The sequence below is a fragment of the Kitasatospora sp. GAS1066B genome (assembly GCF_041262605.1).
Taxonomy (GTDB): Bacteria; Actinomycetota; Actinomycetes; order Streptomycetales; family Streptomycetaceae; genus Kitasatospora.
Genome location: NZ_JBGCCO010000003.1, coordinates 32,384 through 49,858, shown reverse-complemented (window position 1 = coordinate 49,858; position 17,475 = coordinate 32,384). Strand labels below are relative to the sequence as shown.

Here is a 17,475-nt window from a genome sequence, read left to right as displayed (position 1 = left end):
TTGTGCGGAGAACAACCGCAGCCGCGTGCGCTTGGGCTCCCACCGGCGGGCGTCGCCGGTCAGGGCGAGCATGGGCATCCAGGCGAGCAGGTGCCGGGGTCATGGACCGCACGCGCCTTGCGCCACGGCGCCAGAGCCGCCGATATCGACGCGTCCAGCCCTGTCTGGCGGGAGGTCTCTACCAGCAGCACGGCGCCGGACTGCGAGACCACCCCGCGACGCACCGCCCCATTACGGCTGGTAGATCGACTTGAACTTGATGTTGCTCCCGAGCCTCTGGCCGGCCTCCACCTTCGTCTTCACGCCCAAGCACTCTTCCTCGGTGAAGACGTAGAGGTAGCTCGCGGTGTGGTTGCTGGGTGCCCAGGCGAACTGCAGAGGCTTGTTCTCGACCTCGGGGATTTCGATGCACACCGCCTCCGGCATCGTGAGGTTGTCCGGGTACGTTCCGTTCTTCGCCTGCTTCGGAAAGAGCGGGTCGCCGTACTTGTAGGCGAGGTAGCCGTTATCCGCGTGGGCCGGCATAGGAAGAGCGGCCGTGAGGGCGAGAGCGCCGAGAGCAGCGCCGAGAGAGTGCCGAAGACGCACGAGGGAACTCCTTGATACTTGCGGGATGAAACCCTTCTAGCGTGACGCGCACAGACCCAGAAAGCCCCTTGAGCATGAGCCGAACCACCCGTACAGACGTATAGGAACGATATTCCTATACGGCCAAGTGGGTTATAGCGGGCGGCCCGACCGATGGGAGGTGAGCCGCCGTGGCCTTTCCACTCTTCTGACCACCCGTCGGAGGGCCCGCTTCATGAAAGGGCGAGGTTGAGGGAGCCGGTGCCGGACCGGCTGGGAGCGCCGGCGACCCGCGCCTCCCAGTCGATCCGGTAGTCGAACATCCAGGTCATCTTCTCCGGCTTCACCAGCCTGCTGAAGACCCGCAGCGCCCAGGCGTTGAGCACCCGGCCGACCGGCCCGGCCGCCTTGGCGCTGTTCTTCCTGGTGGTCTCCTTGATGATCTTCTCCACGCGCGGCCGGCGCTCCGCCTCGTAGGCGGCGAACGCCTCCTCGCGGGGCAGGTCGCGCAGGCAGCGGGCCAGCTGGATCGCGCTCTCGATGGCGAGCGAGGCGCCCTGCCCGGAGCTGGAGGAGGGCGCGTGCGCCGAGTCCCCGACCAGGACCAGCCGGCCGCGGCTCCAGGTGGGTACCTGCGGCATGTTCTCCACCGGGCCGACGATCAGCAGCTGGTCCGGGGTGGTCGCCTCGATCATCCGGGCGGCCGGGGTGCGGTCCTCGGCGAAGGCCTGGCACAGCCGCGGCAGCCACTGCTCGGCCGGGGTCCGCTGGACCTCGGCCGCCGTCATCGGCTCGCGGTTCGGCAGGTTGACGAACCAGACGGCCGAGGCGTCGTCGAAGACCTGGTAGCCGAAGAAGGCCCGCTTGCCGAAGCTCATGTTCATCTTGCCGCCGGTGTCCGGCAGTTCGGCGCGGTCCACCCGGGCGCCGAAGCTGATCAGCCCGGCGTACTCGGGACCGGGTGCGGCCCGGTCGATCAGCGTGCGGACGGTGGAGCGGATGCCGTCCGCCCCGATCAGCACGTCGGCGGTGGCCCGCGTCCCATCGGCGAAGTGCGCCGTCACGCCCAGCTCGCTCTCCTCGGCGCCGACCAGCCGCTTGCCGTGCTCGATCCGGATGCCCCGGCGCTCGGCCTCCTGGTACAGCGCCCGGTAGAGGTCGGCGCGCCAGAAGAACTGCATGGGGGGCACCCCGGGCGGATTGCCGAACTCGCCGAGCCGGCGGCCTGCCCAGTCCTGGAGGACGATGCCGGTCATCGGCCGGCCGAGCGGCCGCACCAGCTCGCCCAGGCCGATCGCGTCCAGCGCGTCGAGGCCGTTGGGGGCCAGGCTCAGGCCGGCGCCGGCGTTGTCGGCGGTGTGCGGGTAGGCCTCGTAGACGGTGGCCTCGATGCCGGCCTGCCGCAGGGCCATCGCGGTGACGGGGCCGGCGATGCCGCCGCCGATCACCAGGGCGGTGCGGGTCTGGGTACTCATTGGCTTCTCCGTGTCCGTGTCTGCGTCTGTGTCCGTGGCTGGGGTCCGACGCCGCGCCGGGTCCCGATGAATCGATAGTTGCACTGAAACTAGTTTCAGGTCAACTAGTTCTTTCGAAGCTAGGATCGAGGCATGACCACCCACCGCAGCTCCCCCCTCGCGCTGACCGTGCTGGCCCTGCTCCACTACAAGCCGCTGCATCCCTACGGTCTGCAGCGGTTGGTCAAGGCCTGGGGCAAGGACCAGGTGGTCAACGTGGGCCAGCGCGCGAGCCTCTACCGCACGATCGACCGGCTGCAGGAGGCCGGCCTGGTCGCGGTCCGGGAGACCGAGCGGGACCAGGCGTATCCGGAGCGGACCGTCTACGAGGTCACCGACGCCGGGCGGGTGGTCGCCCGGGAGTGGCTGATCGAGATGCTCGCCGTGCCGAAGCAGGAGTTCCCGCAGTTCCCGGCCGCGCTCTCGAACCTGGTGATGCTGGACCCGCAGGAGATTCCCGAGGTGCTGGAGCGGCGGCTGCGCGCGACCGAGGAGCAGCTGGCCGGCCTGGCGGCGACGCTGGCCGGCGGCGGACAGGACGGGCTGCCCCGGGTGGTCCTGCTGGAGACCGAATACCTGCACGCCGTGACCCGGGCGGAGGTCGAGTGGCTGCGCGCGGTGATCGACGACCTGCGCTCGGGGCGGCTCACCTGGTCGGTCGAGCAGCTGATGGCGCTCGGAGCGGCGGATTAGCCGACCGGCCGTGAAGACGGCGCCCGAGATGCCTGGGAACTTCCTGTGATTTGCGTGATCGGCGTTTTGAAGGGCGCTGATCCGCTGGCTGTTTGTCCGTATTTGGGGCGATAGTCCGGAGCGCGAACCTCAGCGTTCGTCCAGATTGCGCCCAGAACTTCGCAAGAGCACCGGGCGACTCTTGTGCGCTATGAAGGTCCTCCCGCGACGGCGTGGCGTCGTCATCCTCAACTCAGTGCTCGGCGTGGCCCTCCTCGCGGGGGGCGCGCTGGCATACACCACTGTGAACAGCACCAGCAGCTCCGCCGCCAGCAAGACGCAGGCCCGCACCGCGACCGTGACCAAGGGAACGGTCCTGGCCACGGTGTCCGGATCCGGCTCGCTCAGCTCGCCCACCGATGCCGGGGACAACTTCCTCACCGGTGGCAAGCTGACGGCGGTCAAGGTCTCGGTCGGTGACACGGTGACCCAGGGCGAGGTGCTGGCCACCGTCGACACCACCGCCGCTCAGCAGGCGCTGGACGCCGCGAACGGCGCGCTGACCCTGGCGCAGGCCGCAGTGACCACGGCGCAGGCCGGAGTCACCACGGCGCAGGCCAACTTGACGAAGGCTCAGGCGGGGACGACCACGACCAGCAGCGTCCCGGTCGGCGGCAGCGGAGGCGTCGTCCAGTCCTCCTTCACCCACCCGAACCCGAGCGGCGCCCCGACCGGCACCGCTGTTCCGACGGGCGCCTCGTCGACGGCCAGCCCGTCGGCGGGCGGCGCCGGTGGTGGCGGCGCCGGTGGTGGCGGCAACAGTGCCCCCGCCCCGCAGATGACCACCATCACCACCACCAAGGTCGACCCGGCCGCCGTCGCCCAGGCGCAGCAGCAGGTGAACCAGGCGCAGCAGCAGCTCACCCAGGCCCAGCAGCAGGTCACCACCGCGCAGACCAACGTCACCAACGCGCAGACGGCGCTGGTCGGCACCACGCTGACCGCCTCGATCGGCGGCACCGTCGCCTCGATCTCCAACAAGGTCGGCGACACCGTCTCCGGCACCGGCAGCGACCCGAGCTCGGGCGGCTCCGGCAGCGGCGCCGGCTCCAACTCGAGCTCCAGCAGCAAGGCCGGCAGCTCCTCGACCTCCACCAGCCCCTCGGGCTTCATCGTCATCACCAACCCGACCGGGATGGAGGTCACTGCCGACTTCTCCGAGCTCGACTCGCTCAAGCTGAAGAAGGGCGAGGGCGCCACCGTCACGCTCAACGCGCAGTCCTCGACCACGCTCAACGCCTCGGTGCTGTCCGTCAGTTCGCTGCCGGTGTCGAGCGGTGGCAGCGGCAGCGCGGCGGGCAGCGCGGTGCAGTACGCGGCGACGCTGCAGATCAACGGCGACACCAGCCAGCTGCGCACCGGCCTGAGCGCGACCGTCTCGGTGGTCACCGGCGAGGCCGACAACGCCCTCTCGGTGCCGTCGGCGGCGCTCTCCGGCACCGGCACCACCCGCACCGCGACGCTGGTGAAGGCGGACGGCACCACCTCCCGGGTCTCGGTCACGGTCGGCGTGGTGGGTGACTCCACCGTGCAGGTGGTCTCGGGCCTGAACGAGGGCGACAAGGTCCAGCTGGCCTCGGCCACCAGTGGTGGCAGCAACGGCTTCCCGAGCGGTTCCTTCCCCGGCGGCTTCGGCGGCGGCGGTGGCACCCGTGGCGGTGGCGGCGGCTTGGGCGGCGGCGGTGGCGGGTTCGGTGGCGGCGGCGGTGGCGGCGCCAAGGGCGGTGCCTGATGGCCCGCCGCGCCCGCGCGAAGCGCTCCGCCGGCTCGGCGGCGGCCGAAGCCGCCGAGCCCGCCGTCCAGCAGGTGCCACCGCCCGTCATCCAGGTCCGCCGGCTCACCAAGTCGTACGGGCACGGCGACGCGACGGTGCACGCCCTGTGTGGTCCCTGGGACCCGCAGACCGATGAGCCGCTGGGCGTCAGCCTGGACATCGAGCCGGGCGACTTCGTTGCCGTGATGGGGAGTTCGGGCTCCGGCAAGTCCACCCTGATGAACATCCTGGGCTGCCTGGACGTCCCGACCGCGGGGCGCTACCTGCTGGACGGGATCGACGTGGGGCATCTGGACGAGAGCCAGCTCTCGCTGGTCCGCAACCGCAAGATCGGGTTCATCTTCCAGTCGTTCAACCTGGTCCCGCGCACCTCCGCGCTGGCCCAGGTCGAACTCCCGCTCGCCTACGCGGGAGTCCGGGCCGCCGAACGCCGAAAGCGCGCGCTCGCGGCGCTGGCCCTGGTGGGCCTGTCCGAGCGCGCCGACCACAAGCCCAACGAGCTGTCCGGCGGGCAGCAGCAGCGGGTGGCGGTGGCCCGTGCGCTGGTCACCGCGCCGGCGATGCTGCTGGCCGACGAGCCGACCGGCAACCTGGACAGCCGCTCCACCGAAGAGGTACTGGCGATCATCGACGGACTGAACGCGACCGGACGAACGGTCGTGCTGATCACCCACGAGGACGAGGTGGCCGCCCACGCCAAGCGGGTCATCCGCCTGGTGGACGGTCAGGTCACCTCCGACGTCCGGCAGGGCCCGGCCGGCGGTCCGCCGCCGGTGCTGGCCCGCCAGCTCGCGGCTGCGCAGGCCCAGCAGGCCCAGCAGACCGGCGCGTTGATCGGGGGTCGATCGTGATCCTCTGGCAGATGATCCGCTTCGCCTTCGCGGGCCTGGCCGCCAACAAGGTGCGCTCCGCGCTCACCATGCTCGGCGTGCTGATCGGTGTCGCCTCGGTGATCCTGCTGCTGGCCGTCGGCAACGGCTCGTCCACGGCGGTGAAGAACTCGATCACCGCGCTGGGCACCAACTCGCTGACCGTCACCTCGGGCAGCGGCGGCGGCGCGCGCACCAGCAGCACCGTCAAGAAGCTGACCGTGGACGACGCCCGCGCACTGGCCAACCCGGCCGCCGCGCCCGACATCAAGTCGGTCGCCCCGGTGGTCACCACCACCGCCACCGCGGACTACGGCAACACCTCGTACACCCCGGGCTCGGTGATCGGCACCTACCCGGCGTACTTCGAGACCGCCAATCAGAAGATCGCCTCCGGCGACTACTTCAGCGCCGACGACGTGCTCAACTCGGCCAAGGTCGCGGTGATCGGCTCGACCACCGCGCAGCAGCTCTTCGACACCGAGAACCCGGTGGGCAAGACGATCAGCCTCGGCGGCACCCCGCTGACCGTGGTCGGCGTGCTGCAGACCAAGGGCGCCACCGGGTTCACCGACCCGGACGACGTGGTGATCGCGCCGCTGCCGACCGTGCAGAACGCCTTCACCGGGTTCGGTTCGGTCAACCAGATCCTGGTGCAGGCCACTTCGGCCGACACCACCACCCAGGCGCAGAGCGAGATCACCCAGATCCTGATGGGGACGCACTCGCTGACCGACCCCACCAAGCTCGACTTCCGGGTGAGCAACCAGACCTCGCTGCTCAGCACCCGGGAGAGCACCAGCCAGACCTTCACCGTGCTGCTCGGCGCGGTGGCCGCGATCTCGCTGCTGGTCGGCGGGATCGGGATCACCAACATCATGCTGGTCACGGTGACCGAGCGGACCCGGGAGATCGGGATCCGCAAGGCCCTGGGCGCGCCGAAGGCCGTGATCCTGGGGCAGTTCCTGACCGAGTCGACCCTGCTCTCGGTGTTCGGCGCCGGCCTCGGCGTCGCGGCGGGCATCATCGGCTCGCACTTCAGCGTGGTCGGGATCAAGCCGGTGGTGATCCCCTCCTCGGTGTTCGGCGCCTTCGGGATCGCGGTGGCGATCGGCCTCTTCTTCGGCAGCTACCCGGCCAACCGGGCCGCCTCGCTGCGTCCCATCGACGCCCTGCGGCACGAGTGAGGCGCGCGATGGCCACCGGTACGACCACGGATCAGTCATGATCACCGAGCGAGCAGAGCGGGAGCAGTCAGAGCCCATGCCCACCAACAACAGCGACCTGGTCCGGGCCGACGACACCATGCGGTTGCCGGCCGTGCCCCCGTCCGTCGGCCACCCGTCCGTCGGCCACTCGCCCGGTGCGCCGTCCGCCGCGGCCGCCCCCAGCGCCGGGATGGCGCTGTCGGCGGAGTCGGCGGCGCACGCCGAACTGCTGGCCACCGCGCCGGACGCGCGGGACATCACCGCGGAGCTGGCGGCCCCGCCGCGCCGCAAGCTGCCCTGGGTCACCCTGCTGCTGGCCGGCGGGGTGATCGCGGCCTCGGCTTTCGCGGGCGGTGCCTGGTACCAGAAGAACCACGGTGACAACACCACCACCGCGAGCCGGGCGATCACGGCGGCGCTGCAGAAGGCGGGCCAGAGCGGCGGCACCCGCGGCGGCCGGGGTGCCGCCGCCGGCGGTGGCGGCGGCGCGGGTGGCGGTGGTGGTGCGGCCGGCGCGGGTGGTGCGGGCTTCACCCGCGGCACGGTCAAGCTGGTGGACGGCAGCACCGTCTACCTCACCGACGCCAGCGGCAACATCGTCAAGGTCACCACCGGCAGCTCCACCAAGGTCTCGGTGGCCAAGGACGGCCAGGTCGGCGACCTGCAGCCGGGCCAGAGCGTGACCGTGGTCGGCACCCCGGACGGCTCCGGCGGCTACTCGGCCTCGCAGCTGACCGAGGGTGGTGCGACCGGCGCCGGCGGGTTCGGCGGTGGCGGCGGATTCGGTGGCGGTGGCGCCGGTGGTGCTGGCGCCGGTGGCGGCGCCAGCACGGCCGGCGGCTGAGCAGGCGCCGGGTCACGGACGGAAAAGTCAGGCGGCCTCGGGAGACTGCTCCCGGGGCCGCCTGCGCGTGCCCTCACGTGCCGCGCCGCCGGCGGTCCGGCGGGCATGAGCGTACTGACGAGTATTGAACGCGTTGGATCCTCCGTACTCGAAGGATTCGATGAGTTTCATCCGCCTCTCATCTAGTGCGCGTAACCTCCCGACTCCATCACATCCGCTCGGCTGACAAGCCCAGAGCGCCCGGGAGGCGGACCCCGTGACGACAGGGACTATGACGACAGCGACGGTGTCCGGCAGCGCGGCCCAGGCCGGTTCGACCGGCCCCGCGCAACTCGCCGCCGGCGGCCCGGCCTCGCCCGCGCGCGCCTCGGGCGAGGCCTTCCTGCTGGTGGTGGACGACGAGCCGAACATCCGCGAGCTGCTCTCCGCCTCGCTGCGCTTCTCCGGGTTCCGGGTGGAGTCGGCGGCCACCGGCGAGGAGGCGCTGGCCGCGATCGCGACGGAGCGCCCCGACCTGGTGGTGCTCGACGTGATGCTGCCCGACCTGGACGGTTTCACCGTGGTCGAGCGGCTGCGCGAGCAGACCCGCCGCCAGCAGATCGCCAATCCGGCCGGCCTGGCCGCCCGCCCGGGCCGCCCGCGCCCGGCCGACCACCTGCCGGTGCTCTTCCTCACCGCGAAGGACGGCACCGAGGACAAGGTGCACGGCCTGGCCTCCGGCGCCGACGACTACGTGACCAAGCCGTTCAGCCTGGAGGAGCTGATCGCCCGGATCCGGGCGATCCTGCGCCGGGCCGGCGGTCCGGCCGAGGACGGCCGGCTCACCGTGGCCGACCTGACGCTCGACCCGCTGGCCCACGAGGTCACCCGGGACGGCCGGCCGATCTCGCTCTCGCCGACCGAGTTCAAGCTGCTGCACTACCTGATGGCCAACGTCGGCCGGGTGGTCTCCAAGGCGCAGATCCTGGACCACGTCTGGGCCTACGACTTCGGCGGCGACCTGAGCATCGTCGAGTCCTACATCTCGTACCTGCGCCGCAAGCTGGACTCCGGCCCCGACCACGGCCCGAAGCTGATCCACACCGTGCGCGGCATCGGCTACGCGCTGCGCCGCCCGCCGCAGCAGCCGCAGGACTGATCGGCTGTGTGGGGCCTGCGTCAACTGCGTCGTTGGAGTGGACGAATTGTGAGGGCCCTGCGTTCCTTCGTGCCGCGTCGTCTGCTGGGCCTGCGCCCGAGCGCCGTGCTGCGCCGCACCGGGCGGTTCTCGCTGCGGGCCCGGCTGCTGGCGCTGACCCTGGTGCTGGTCACCACCGGTCTGGTGGTCAGCGACGTGATCGTGCTCGGCACCGTGCGCGAGCAGCTGACCGGCCGGATCGACCAGCAGCTGAAGCAGTTCGGCACCACCCTCGCGCACCGGGGCGGCCAGCACACGGCGGGCGCCGGCGGCACCGTGAAGCAGGGACCGCCGACCAGCCCGCCCACCGACGACGGCGCCCGGCGGTTGCAGAGCCCGGGCGGCCTGCCCAGCCAGTACGAGGTCCGGATGCTCGCCGCCGACGGCAGCGTGATCCGCTCGTACCGCCAGCCGATGGAGGTCAACGACCCCGAGCCGGACCTCTCCTCGATCACGGCTGCCACCGTGGCCGCCCACCTCGGCAAGGGTTTCGACCTGCCCGGCGACCGGGACACCACCTGGCGGGCGCTGATCCTGCCGATCACGCGCACCACCCCGCCGTCGCCCGGCTCCACCTTCTCGTCCTACGTGCTGGTCACGGTCTCGCTGGACGACGTGCACACCACCGTCGAGCGGCTGGGCCATGCCTTCCTCGCGATCGGCGGCGTGGTACTGCTGCTGATCACCGGGCTCGGCACCTTCGCGGTGCGGGCCGGGCTGAAGCCGCTGCGCCGGATCGAGAGCGGCACCGAGCTGATCGCGGCCGGTGAACTCTCCTACCGGATGCCGGAGTTGCCGCCGGGTACCGAGGTCGGCCGGCTCTCCCTGGCGCTGAACGGGATGCTCGACCAGATCGAGTCCGCGTTCGCCGCCCAGGCCGCCTCGGAGGCGCGGATGCGGCGTTTCGTCGCGGACGCCTCGCACGAGCTGCGCACTCCGCTCGCGGGCATCCGCGGCTTCGCCGAGCTCTACCGGATGGGCGCGCTGGCCTCGGACGCCGACGTCAAGCGGACCATGGACCGGATAGAGAGCGAGGCGGTCCGGATGGGCGGCCTGGTGGAGGACCTGCTGACGCTGGCCCGGCTGGACGAGGAACGCCCGCTCGACCTGGCCCCGATGGACCTGCGCACGCTGGCCGCCGACGCGCTGCACGACCTCACCGCGCTCGACCCCACCCGTCCGGTCTCCCTCACCGGCCCCGGCGGCAGCGGCTCGCCGGGCGCCGCCGCCGTGCTCGGCGACGAGGCCCGGCTGCGCCAGGTGGTCACCAACCTGGTCGGCAACGCCGTCAAACACACCCCGCGCGGCACCGCCGTCCGGATCGGCGTGGGCGCCGGCACCGACGGCTGCGTCCTCGAAGTCGCCGACTCGGGACCGGGTCTGACGGTCAGTCAAGCCGAGCGGGTGTTCGAGCGCTTCTACCGCGTCGACGCCTCCCGCAGCCGCCACGAGGGCGGCGGCGCCGGCCTCGGCCTCGCCATCGCCACCGCCTTCGCGCGGGCTCACGGCGGCATGCTGACCCTGGACACCGCCCTCGGCGCGGGGGCGACCTTCCGGCTGACGCTGCCTCGTTCGAGTGGTGAGTAGGCGAAGCCTCTTGCGCGCGGCCATCGGTGTGTGATCGTACGGCTGCGGCTTGTGTCACGGTGGCCTCGCCGCTGACACTGGACGGGAGGAGAGGTGTCCTCATGACGGCGCTCGCGACCGAGGTGATCACCATGGACCTGGACCAGGCCCTGTGGCAGCTGTGGAAGTCCATGGATGTTCCCGAGGGCTTCCGCGCGGAGATCATCGAGGGAGCCATCGAGGTGTCACCGACCGGACGGCTTCGCCACGGCAAGGTCAATCAGCGGCTCGCCTTGGCGTTGCACGATTTCCTGCGGGGGAGCGGGTATGCACCGGCTCAGGACATCAACGTCATCCACAACCTCAAGGTCCTCATTCCCGACGTCTTCGTCGCACCGGAGGACGTCGAGGAGATCGAGCACCCCGAGGGACTGGGGGCCCTGGCCTCCGGTGTCGGACTCGTCGTGGAGACCGTCTCCCCCGGCGCGGAAGCCCGCCAGCGCGATCGTGTCCGCAAGCACCGCGCGTACGCCCAGGCCGACATCCCGGTCTACGTGATCATCGACGACCATGACGGCGCCGGCGCCGTCACCGTCCTCAGTGGCCCCGACCCCGAGCGCGGCGCCTACGCCCGGTCCGTCCGCACCCCCTACGGCGAGGAAGCCGTCATCCCCGAGGGCCCGGCCAAGGGCTTCGTGATCGGCCCGGACATCACCGGCACCCCGACCCCGGCCGACCAGCCGCAGGCCTGACCTTCACATATTCACGAGCGTTCCGCTTTCCCTTCACCCCACCCCGCCTCCGGCGGCCGCACAGGTGTGCGGCATACTGTCTCCAACGGCGAGCTTGTGAAAGTGTTCACGTTCACAAGCTCGCAAGCTTGACCGGTATTGGTGCCGCTTGCGACAAACGGCGCTTTTGTCCGGTTGGTGAGGCAGGATCTGGATCAAACCAGACCAGATCGGGCGTCGGATCGAAGGGAAGAGGGCGAAGTGCAGCTAGCGATCGCTCACGACACCATCGCGCGATGGCAGTTCGGGGTCACCACCGTCTATCACTTCCTCTTCGTGCCGCTGACGATCAGTCTGGCGGCGCTGGTCGCCGGGCTGGAGACGGCCTGGGTGCGGACGGGCAAGGAGAAGTACTTCCACGCCACCAAGTTCTGGGGAAAGCTCTTCCTGATCAACATCGCCATGGGCGTGGTGACCGGGATCGTGCAGGAGTTCCAGTTCGGGATGAACTGGTCGGACTACTCGCGCTTCGTCGGGGACGTCTTCGGGGCGCCGCTGGCGATGGAGGCGCTGATCGCCTTCTTCTTCGAGTCCACCTTCATCGGGTTGTGGATCTTCGGCTGGGACAAGCTGCCGAAGAAGATCCACTGCGCCTGCATCTGGCTGGTGGCGATCGGCACGATGCTCTCCGCGTACTTCATCCTGGCCGCCAACTCCTGGATGCAGCACCCGACCGGCTACACCATCGACCCGGTGACCAAGCGGGCGCAGCTCACCGACATCGGAAAGGTGCTGTTCCAGGACACCACGCTGGTGGTGGTCTTCCACACGCTGACCGCCGCCTTCCTGACCGGCGCCGCTTTTGTGGTGGGCATCGCCTCCTGGCACCTGTGGAAGGCCAAGCGGAAGCCCGCGAGTGCGGATGAGCGCCGCACCGCCTCGATGCGTACCTCGCTGCGGCTCGGCCTGGTGCTGGCCGTGGTCGCGGGCCTGGGCACCGCGCTCAGCGGGGACACGCTGGCCAAGGTGATGTTCGAGCAGCAGCCGATGAAGATGGCCTCCGCCGAAGCCCTCTGGGACACCCAGGCACCCGCGCCGTTCTCGATCTTCGCGGTCGGCAACGTGCAGAAGGGCCACAACTCGGTGGAGTTGGAGATCCCCGGGATACTCTCCTTCCTCGCCAAGAGCGACTTCCACTCGCCGGTGCCCGGCATCAACGACACCGCCGCCGCCGAGGCCGCCAAGTACGGCGGCAAGCCGAGCGACTACATCCCCGACATCTTCGTGACCTACTGGGGCTTCCGGCTGATGATCGGCTTCGGGATGACCTCCTTCGTGGCCGGTGCGATCGGGCTCTGGACCACCCGCAAGAAGTGGTTCCTGGCACCGGAGTTCCGCACCGGTGAGGACGAGCCGCCGCGCCTGATGCTCACCCGCACCCGCGAACTGGGCCCGACGCTGACCAAGTGGAGCTGGCGGATCGGCATCCTGACCATGGGCTTTCCGCTGGTCGCCAACAGCTTCGGCTGGATCTTCACCGAGATGGGCCGTCAGCCCTGGTCCGTCTTCGGCCTGCTGACCACCGCCGACTCGGTCTCCCCGAACGTCGGTGTGGGCACCCAGGTCATCGCCTTCAGCACGTTCACGGCGCTCTACGCGGTGCTCGCGGTGATCGAGGTCCGGCTGCTCGCGAAGTACGCCAAGGCCGGCCCGGACGTCGACGAACGCCCGCCCGCCAAGGACCCCAGGCTGCGTGGCCCCGGCTCCGACGAGGACGCCGACCGCCCGCTGGCCTTCGCCTACTGAGCCCGGGGAGAGTAGAGATGCAGCTGCATGACGTCTGGTTCGTCCTGATCGCGGTCCTCTGGACCGGCTACTTCTTCCTGGAGGGCTTCGACTTCGGCATCGGTGTGCTCACCAGGCTGCTCGCCAGGGACCGGGCGGAGCGCCGGGTGCTGATCAACACCATCGGCCCGGTCTGGGACGGCAACGAGGTCTGGCTGCTGACCGCCGGCGGCGCCACCTTCGCCGCCTTCCCGGACTGGTACGCCACCCTGTTCAGCGGGTTCTACCTGCCGCTGCTGATCATCCTGGTCTGCCTGATCATCCGTGGCGTGGCCTTCGAGTACCGGCACAAGCGCACCGAGGAGCGCTGGCAGAACGGCTGGGAGCAGGCGATCTTCTGGACCTCGCTGCTGCCCGCCTTCCTCTGGGGGGTGGCCTTCGGCAACATCGTGCACGGCGTGGCGATCGACCAGCAGAAGAACTACATCGGCGGCTTCGGTGATCTGCTCAACCCGTACGCGCTGCTCGGCGGCCTGACCACGCTGCTCCTCTTCACCTTCCACGGCGCGGTCTTCGCCGCGCTCAAGACGGTCGGCGACATCCGGACCCGGGCCCGCGCGATGGCACTTCGGCTCGGCCTGGTGACGGCGGTGCTGGCGCTGGCCTTCCTGACCTGGACCCAGGTCCACCGGGGTGACGGCTGGAGCCTGGCGGCGCTGGTGGTGGCCGTGCTCGCCCTGCTCGGCGCGCTGGCGGCCAACCAACTGGCCCGCGAGGGATGGGCGTTCATCCTCTCCGGGCTGACCATCGTGGCCGCCGTCGCGATGCTCTTCCTGTCGCTCTTCCCGGACGTGATGCCCTCCACGCTCAACCCGGCGTGGAGCCTGACGGTCTCCAACGCCTCCTCGGCGCCCTACACGCTGAAGGTGATGACCGTGGTGGCGGCCGTCTTCACCCCGCTCGTGCTGCTCTACCAGGGCTGGACGTACTGGGTGTTCCGCAAGCGGATCGGCGTCCAGCACATCCCGTCGGGCCAGCCGGCCGGTCCGGCCGGTCCCGCAGCTCCCGCCGCTCCTGCCGCCGAGAGCTGAGCCGCCGTCATGAGGCCCGTCGACCCCAGGCTGCTCGCCCAGGCCCGCACCACCCGGGCCTTCCTGGCCGGCTCGGTGCTGCTCGGCGCTCTCGGCGCGGTGCTGGTGCTCGCCCAGGCCACGCTGATCGCCGAGATCGTGGTCCGCTGCTTCCAGCGCGGCCAGGGCCTGGCAGCGCTCGGCACCCCGCTGGTGCTGCTCGCGGCCACCGCGGTGGGCCGGGCGCTGGTCGCCTGGCTCACCGAGCTGACGGCCCATCGGTCGGTGGCCCGGGTCAAGTCGCAGTTGCGCCGCCGGCTGCTGGAGCACGCCACCGCGCTGGGCCCCGGTTACCTGGCGGGCCGGCGCACCGGCGAGCTGACCACGCTGGCCACCCGGGGTGTCGACGCGCTGGACGACTACTTCGCCCGCTACCTGCCGCAGCTCGCGCTCGCGGTGGTGGTGCCCGCGGTGCTGCTGGCCCGGATCATCGGGGCCGACTGGGAGAGTGCGGCGATCATCGCGGGGACGCTGCCGCTGATCCCGCTCTTCATGGTGCTGATCGGCTGGGCCACCAAGGACCGGATGGACCGCCAGTGGCGCTCGCTGGCCCGGCTCTCGCACCACTTCCTGGACGTGGTCGCCGGGCTGCCCACGCTCAAGGTCTTCAACCGGGCCAAGGCCCAGGCCGAGGCGGTCAAGCGGATCACCGACGAGTACCGCAGGGCCACCCTGCGCACGTTGCGGATCGCCTTCGTCTCCTCGTTCGCCCTGGAGCTGCTGAGCACCATCTCGGTCGCCCTGGTCGCCGTCTCGATCGGATTCCGGCTGGTCGACGGCAGCCTCGGTCTTGAGACCGGGCTGCTGGTGCTGATCCTGGCACCCGAGGTCTACTTCCCGCTGCGCCAGGTCGGCGCGCTCTACCACGCCAGCGCCGAGGGGCTGGCGGCGGCCGAGGAGGTCTTCGCCGTCCTGGAGACCCCGCTGCCGGCCATCGGCACCGTCCCCGCCCCGGTGCTCGCGGGCGCCAGCGTGACGGTCGGCCCGCTGACGGTCACCCACCCCGGGCGCACCGCACCCGCGCTCCGCGGTGCGGCCCTGGTGCTGCCGCCGGGCAGTACGACTGCGGTCACCGGACCCAGCGGCGCGGGCAAGAGCACGCTGCTCGCCGTCCTGCTTGGCTTCGTCCGCCCGGAGGCCGGGAGCGTCACGGTCACCGCCGCCGACGGGCGCTCGTACGACCTGGCGGAGCTGGCACCCGAGTCCTGGCACTCGCAGCTCGCCTGGGTGCCGCAGCACCCGCAGCTGTTCGCGGGCACGGTGGCCTCGAACGTCCGGCTGGCCCGCCCCGAGGCCTCCGACGCCGAGGTGAGCGCCGCGCTCGCCGCCGCCCACGCGCTGGACTTCGTGCGGCGGCTGCCGCTGGGGCTGGAGACCGTGCTCGGCGAGGACGGGGCCGGGCTGTCGGCAGGCCAGCGCCAGCGGCTCGCGCTGGCCCGGGCGCTGCTGACGGACCGTCCGCTGGTGCTGCTCGACGAGCCGACCGCCAACCTGGACGCGCAGAGCGAGGCGGCGATCGTCGAGGCGGTGCGCGCCCTCGCGGCCGACCCGGCGCGCACCGTGCTGCTGGTGGCGCACCGGCCGGCGCTGCTGGCGGTGGCGGAGCGGCGGGTGGAGCTGACGGTGCCTCAGGTGGCGGATGTTTCACGTGAAACGTTGCTGGTGCCGCAGGTGGCCGCTGAGCCGCAGCAGAGCGCCGCCTCTCCGGCCCCGATCCCGGTCCCGGCCCTTACCTTGGCCGCCTCCGGCGCCCCGCTGCGCCGCGTCGCCGCGCTCTTCGCCGCCGCCGAAGCCGGCCGGGCCCGGCGCCGGTTCGCGCTCGCCGTGCTGCTCGGCAGTCTGGCGCTCGGGTGCGCGGTGGCGCTGCTGGCCACCTCGGGGTGGCTGATCTCCAAGGCCTCCCAACAGCCGCCCGTGCTCTACCTGATGATGGCGGTCACCTCGGTGCGCGCCTTCGGGGTCGGCCGCAGCTTCTTCCGCTACTGCGAGCGCCTGGTCTCGCACGACGCCGTGCTGCGCACCCTGGGCAGCCTGCGGGTGACCGTCTACCGCCGCCTGGAGCGGCTGGCGCCCACCGCGCTGCCCGCCTTCCGGCGCGGTGACCTGCTGTCGCGGCTGGTCGCGGACGTCGACGTGGTCCAGGACTGGTACCTGCGCTGGCGGCTGCCGGCCGCCGTCGGCCTGGTCGTCTCGCTGGCCGCCTCGGCTGGCCTGGCCCTGCTGCTGCCGGGCGCCGGGATCGCGCTGGCGGTCGGCCTGCTGCTCGCGGGGGCCGTGGTCCCCGTGCTGGCCGCCCGCCTCTCCCGCCGGACGGAGCGTCAGCAGGCTCCCGCGCGTGGTGCGCTCGCCACCGCCGTGGTCGACACCTGCACCGGCACCGCCGAGCTGACCGTGGCGGGCGCGCTGCCTGCCCGCCTCGGCGTCGTCCGGGCCGCCGACGCCCGCCTGACCTCCCTCGCCGCCCGCTCGGCCACCACCACGGCGCTCGGCGCGGGCCTGATGGCCCTGCTCACCGGGTGGACGGTGGTCGCCTGCGCCGTGCTGGGCGTGGCCGGCGTGCGGTCCGGCTCGCTGAACGGCCTCAGCCTGGCGCTGGTGATCCTCACTCCGCTGGCCGCGTTCGAGGCGGTGACCGGGCTGCCCGGCGCGGTGCAGATCCGCGAGCGCAGCCGGGCGGCGGCGGCGCGGCTGACCGAGATGGTGGACACCCCGGACCCGGTGGCCGAGCCGGCTGCCCCGGCTCAGGCGCCCGCCGACCCGTTCCCGCTGGCCGTGCGCGGGCTGCGCGCCTCGTGGCCGGGGCAGCAGGCGCTCGCCCTGGACGGCGTCGACCTGGACCTCGCCGCCGGCCGGCGTGTCGCGGTGGTCGGGCCGTCGGGCTCCGGCAAGACCACGCTGGCGCATGTGCTGCTCCGGCTGCTCGACCAGCGTTCCGGCGAGGTGACGCTGGCCGCCGACCGTCCACAGGCTGTGGACAGCCGCGCACTGGACGGCGACGCGGTGCGCGGTCTGATCGGCCTCTGCGCCCAGGACGCGCACGTCTTCGACAGCTCGCTGCGCGAGAACCTGCGCCTGGCGCGCCCTGCCGCCTCGGACGCCGAGCTGCGCACCGTCCTTGTCGCGGCCCGCCTGCTCGACTGGGTGGACACCTTGCCCGACGGCCTGGACACCATGGTCGGCGAACACGGCGCGCGCCTCTCGGGCGGCCAGCGCCAACGGCTCGCGCTGGCCCGGGCGTTGCTGGCCGACTTCCCACTGCTGATCCTGGACGAGCCTGCGGAGCACCTGGACCTGCCCACGGCTGATGCCCTCACCGCCGACCTGCTCGCGGCCACCGAGGGCCGGGCGACGCTGCTGATCACCCACCGCCTGGCGGGGTTGGCGACGGCGGGCGTGGACGAGGTCGTGGTGCTGGACGGGGGGCGGGTGGTGGAGCGCGGCAGCTGGGCCGAGTTGACGGAACGTCAGGACGGGCGGCTGCGGGCGCTGTGGGAGCGGGAGACGGCGGCGGACCGGCTGGTGGGGGTGGGGGTGTAGAGCGCGAGAGGGAATCGCGGTGGTTGCCAAGGTGGTTGATC

At 71.6% G+C, this 17,475-nt stretch carries 13 protein-coding genes; 11 read left to right on the top strand and 2 right to left on the bottom strand.

The features are described 5' to 3' along the window. Positions 1–231: 231 nt before the first annotated feature. Together ABH937_RS03560 and ABH937_RS03555 are read right to left on the bottom strand one after the other, a co-directional pair. Positions 232–588 (bottom strand): hypothetical protein, encoded by a 357-nt coding sequence (locus ABH937_RS03560; protein WP_370217192.1) that lies wholly within the window; start codon positions 586–588, stop codon positions 232–234. Between the two features lie 212 nt (positions 589–800). Continuing rightward, positions 801–2,042 carry an FAD-dependent oxidoreductase gene (locus ABH937_RS03555; protein ID WP_370217191.1) on the bottom strand — a complete coding sequence of 414 codons (1,242 nt, stop codon included), beginning with the start codon at positions 2,040–2,042 and terminating at the stop codon, positions 801–803. A 132-nt stretch (positions 2,043–2,174) separates the two neighbouring features. Here ABH937_RS03555 and ABH937_RS03550 point away from each other — a divergent pair, with 132 nt between their 5' ends. The 11 genes from ABH937_RS03550 to cydD all read left to right on the top strand — a co-directional run bounded on the left by ABH937_RS03550 (position 2,175) and on the right by cydD (position 17,434). Further along, positions 2,175–2,774, top strand: coding sequence for a PadR family transcriptional regulator (locus ABH937_RS03550; protein WP_370217190.1), 600 nt, complete (start codon positions 2,175–2,177; stop codon positions 2,772–2,774). A gap of 190 nt (positions 2,775–2,964) precedes the next feature. Next, entirely contained in the window at positions 2,965–4,545 is a 1,581-nt protein-coding gene (locus ABH937_RS03545) for an efflux RND transporter periplasmic adaptor subunit (protein WP_370217189.1), read from the top strand. Beyond that, positions 4,545–5,438, top strand: coding sequence for an ABC transporter ATP-binding protein (locus ABH937_RS03540; protein ID WP_370217188.1), 894 nt, complete (start codon positions 4,545–4,547; stop codon positions 5,436–5,438). The genes ABH937_RS03545 and ABH937_RS03540 overlap by 1 nt, the downstream gene beginning before the upstream one ends. 11 nt (positions 5,439–5,449) lie before the next feature. After that, on the top strand, positions 5,450–6,643 hold the full coding sequence (locus ABH937_RS03535) for an ABC transporter permease (protein WP_370217186.1): 1,194 nt from the start codon (positions 5,450–5,452) through the stop codon (positions 6,641–6,643). A gap of 76 nt (positions 6,644–6,719) precedes the next feature. Continuing rightward, positions 6,720–7,508, top strand: coding sequence for a hypothetical protein (locus tag ABH937_RS03530; protein WP_370217185.1), 789 nt, complete (start codon positions 6,720–6,722; stop codon positions 7,506–7,508). Between the two features lie 271 nt (positions 7,509–7,779). Further along, on the top strand, positions 7,780–8,646 hold the full coding sequence (locus tag ABH937_RS03525; protein ID WP_280691203.1) for a response regulator transcription factor: 867 nt from the start codon (positions 7,780–7,782) through the stop codon (positions 8,644–8,646). Positions 8,647–8,694: 48 nt separating this feature from the next. Continuing rightward, positions 8,695–10,272, top strand: coding sequence for a HAMP domain-containing sensor histidine kinase (locus ABH937_RS03520; RefSeq protein ID WP_280691202.1), 1,578 nt, complete (start codon positions 8,695–8,697; stop codon positions 10,270–10,272). A 101-nt stretch (positions 10,273–10,373) separates the two neighbouring features. After that, on the top strand, positions 10,374–11,003 hold the full coding sequence (locus ABH937_RS03515; protein WP_370217183.1) for a Uma2 family endonuclease: 630 nt from the start codon (positions 10,374–10,376) through the stop codon (positions 11,001–11,003). Positions 11,004–11,243: 240 nt separating this feature from the next. Then, positions 11,244–12,788: a cytochrome ubiquinol oxidase subunit I gene (locus ABH937_RS03510; protein ID WP_370217181.1), complete on the top strand. Its 1,545-nt coding sequence runs from the start codon at positions 11,244–11,246 to the stop codon at positions 12,786–12,788. Between the two features lie 17 nt (positions 12,789–12,805). Beyond that, entirely contained in the window at positions 12,806–13,858 is a 1,053-nt protein-coding gene (cydB, locus tag ABH937_RS03505) for a cytochrome d ubiquinol oxidase subunit II (protein WP_370217180.1), read from the top strand. 9 nt (positions 13,859–13,867) lie between these two features. Beyond that, a complete protein-coding gene (gene cydD / locus ABH937_RS03500; RefSeq protein WP_370217178.1) occupies positions 13,868–17,434 on the top strand; it encodes a thiol reductant ABC exporter subunit CydD in 3,567 nt (1,188 codons plus the stop codon). Positions 17,435–17,475: the final 41 nt, after the last annotated feature.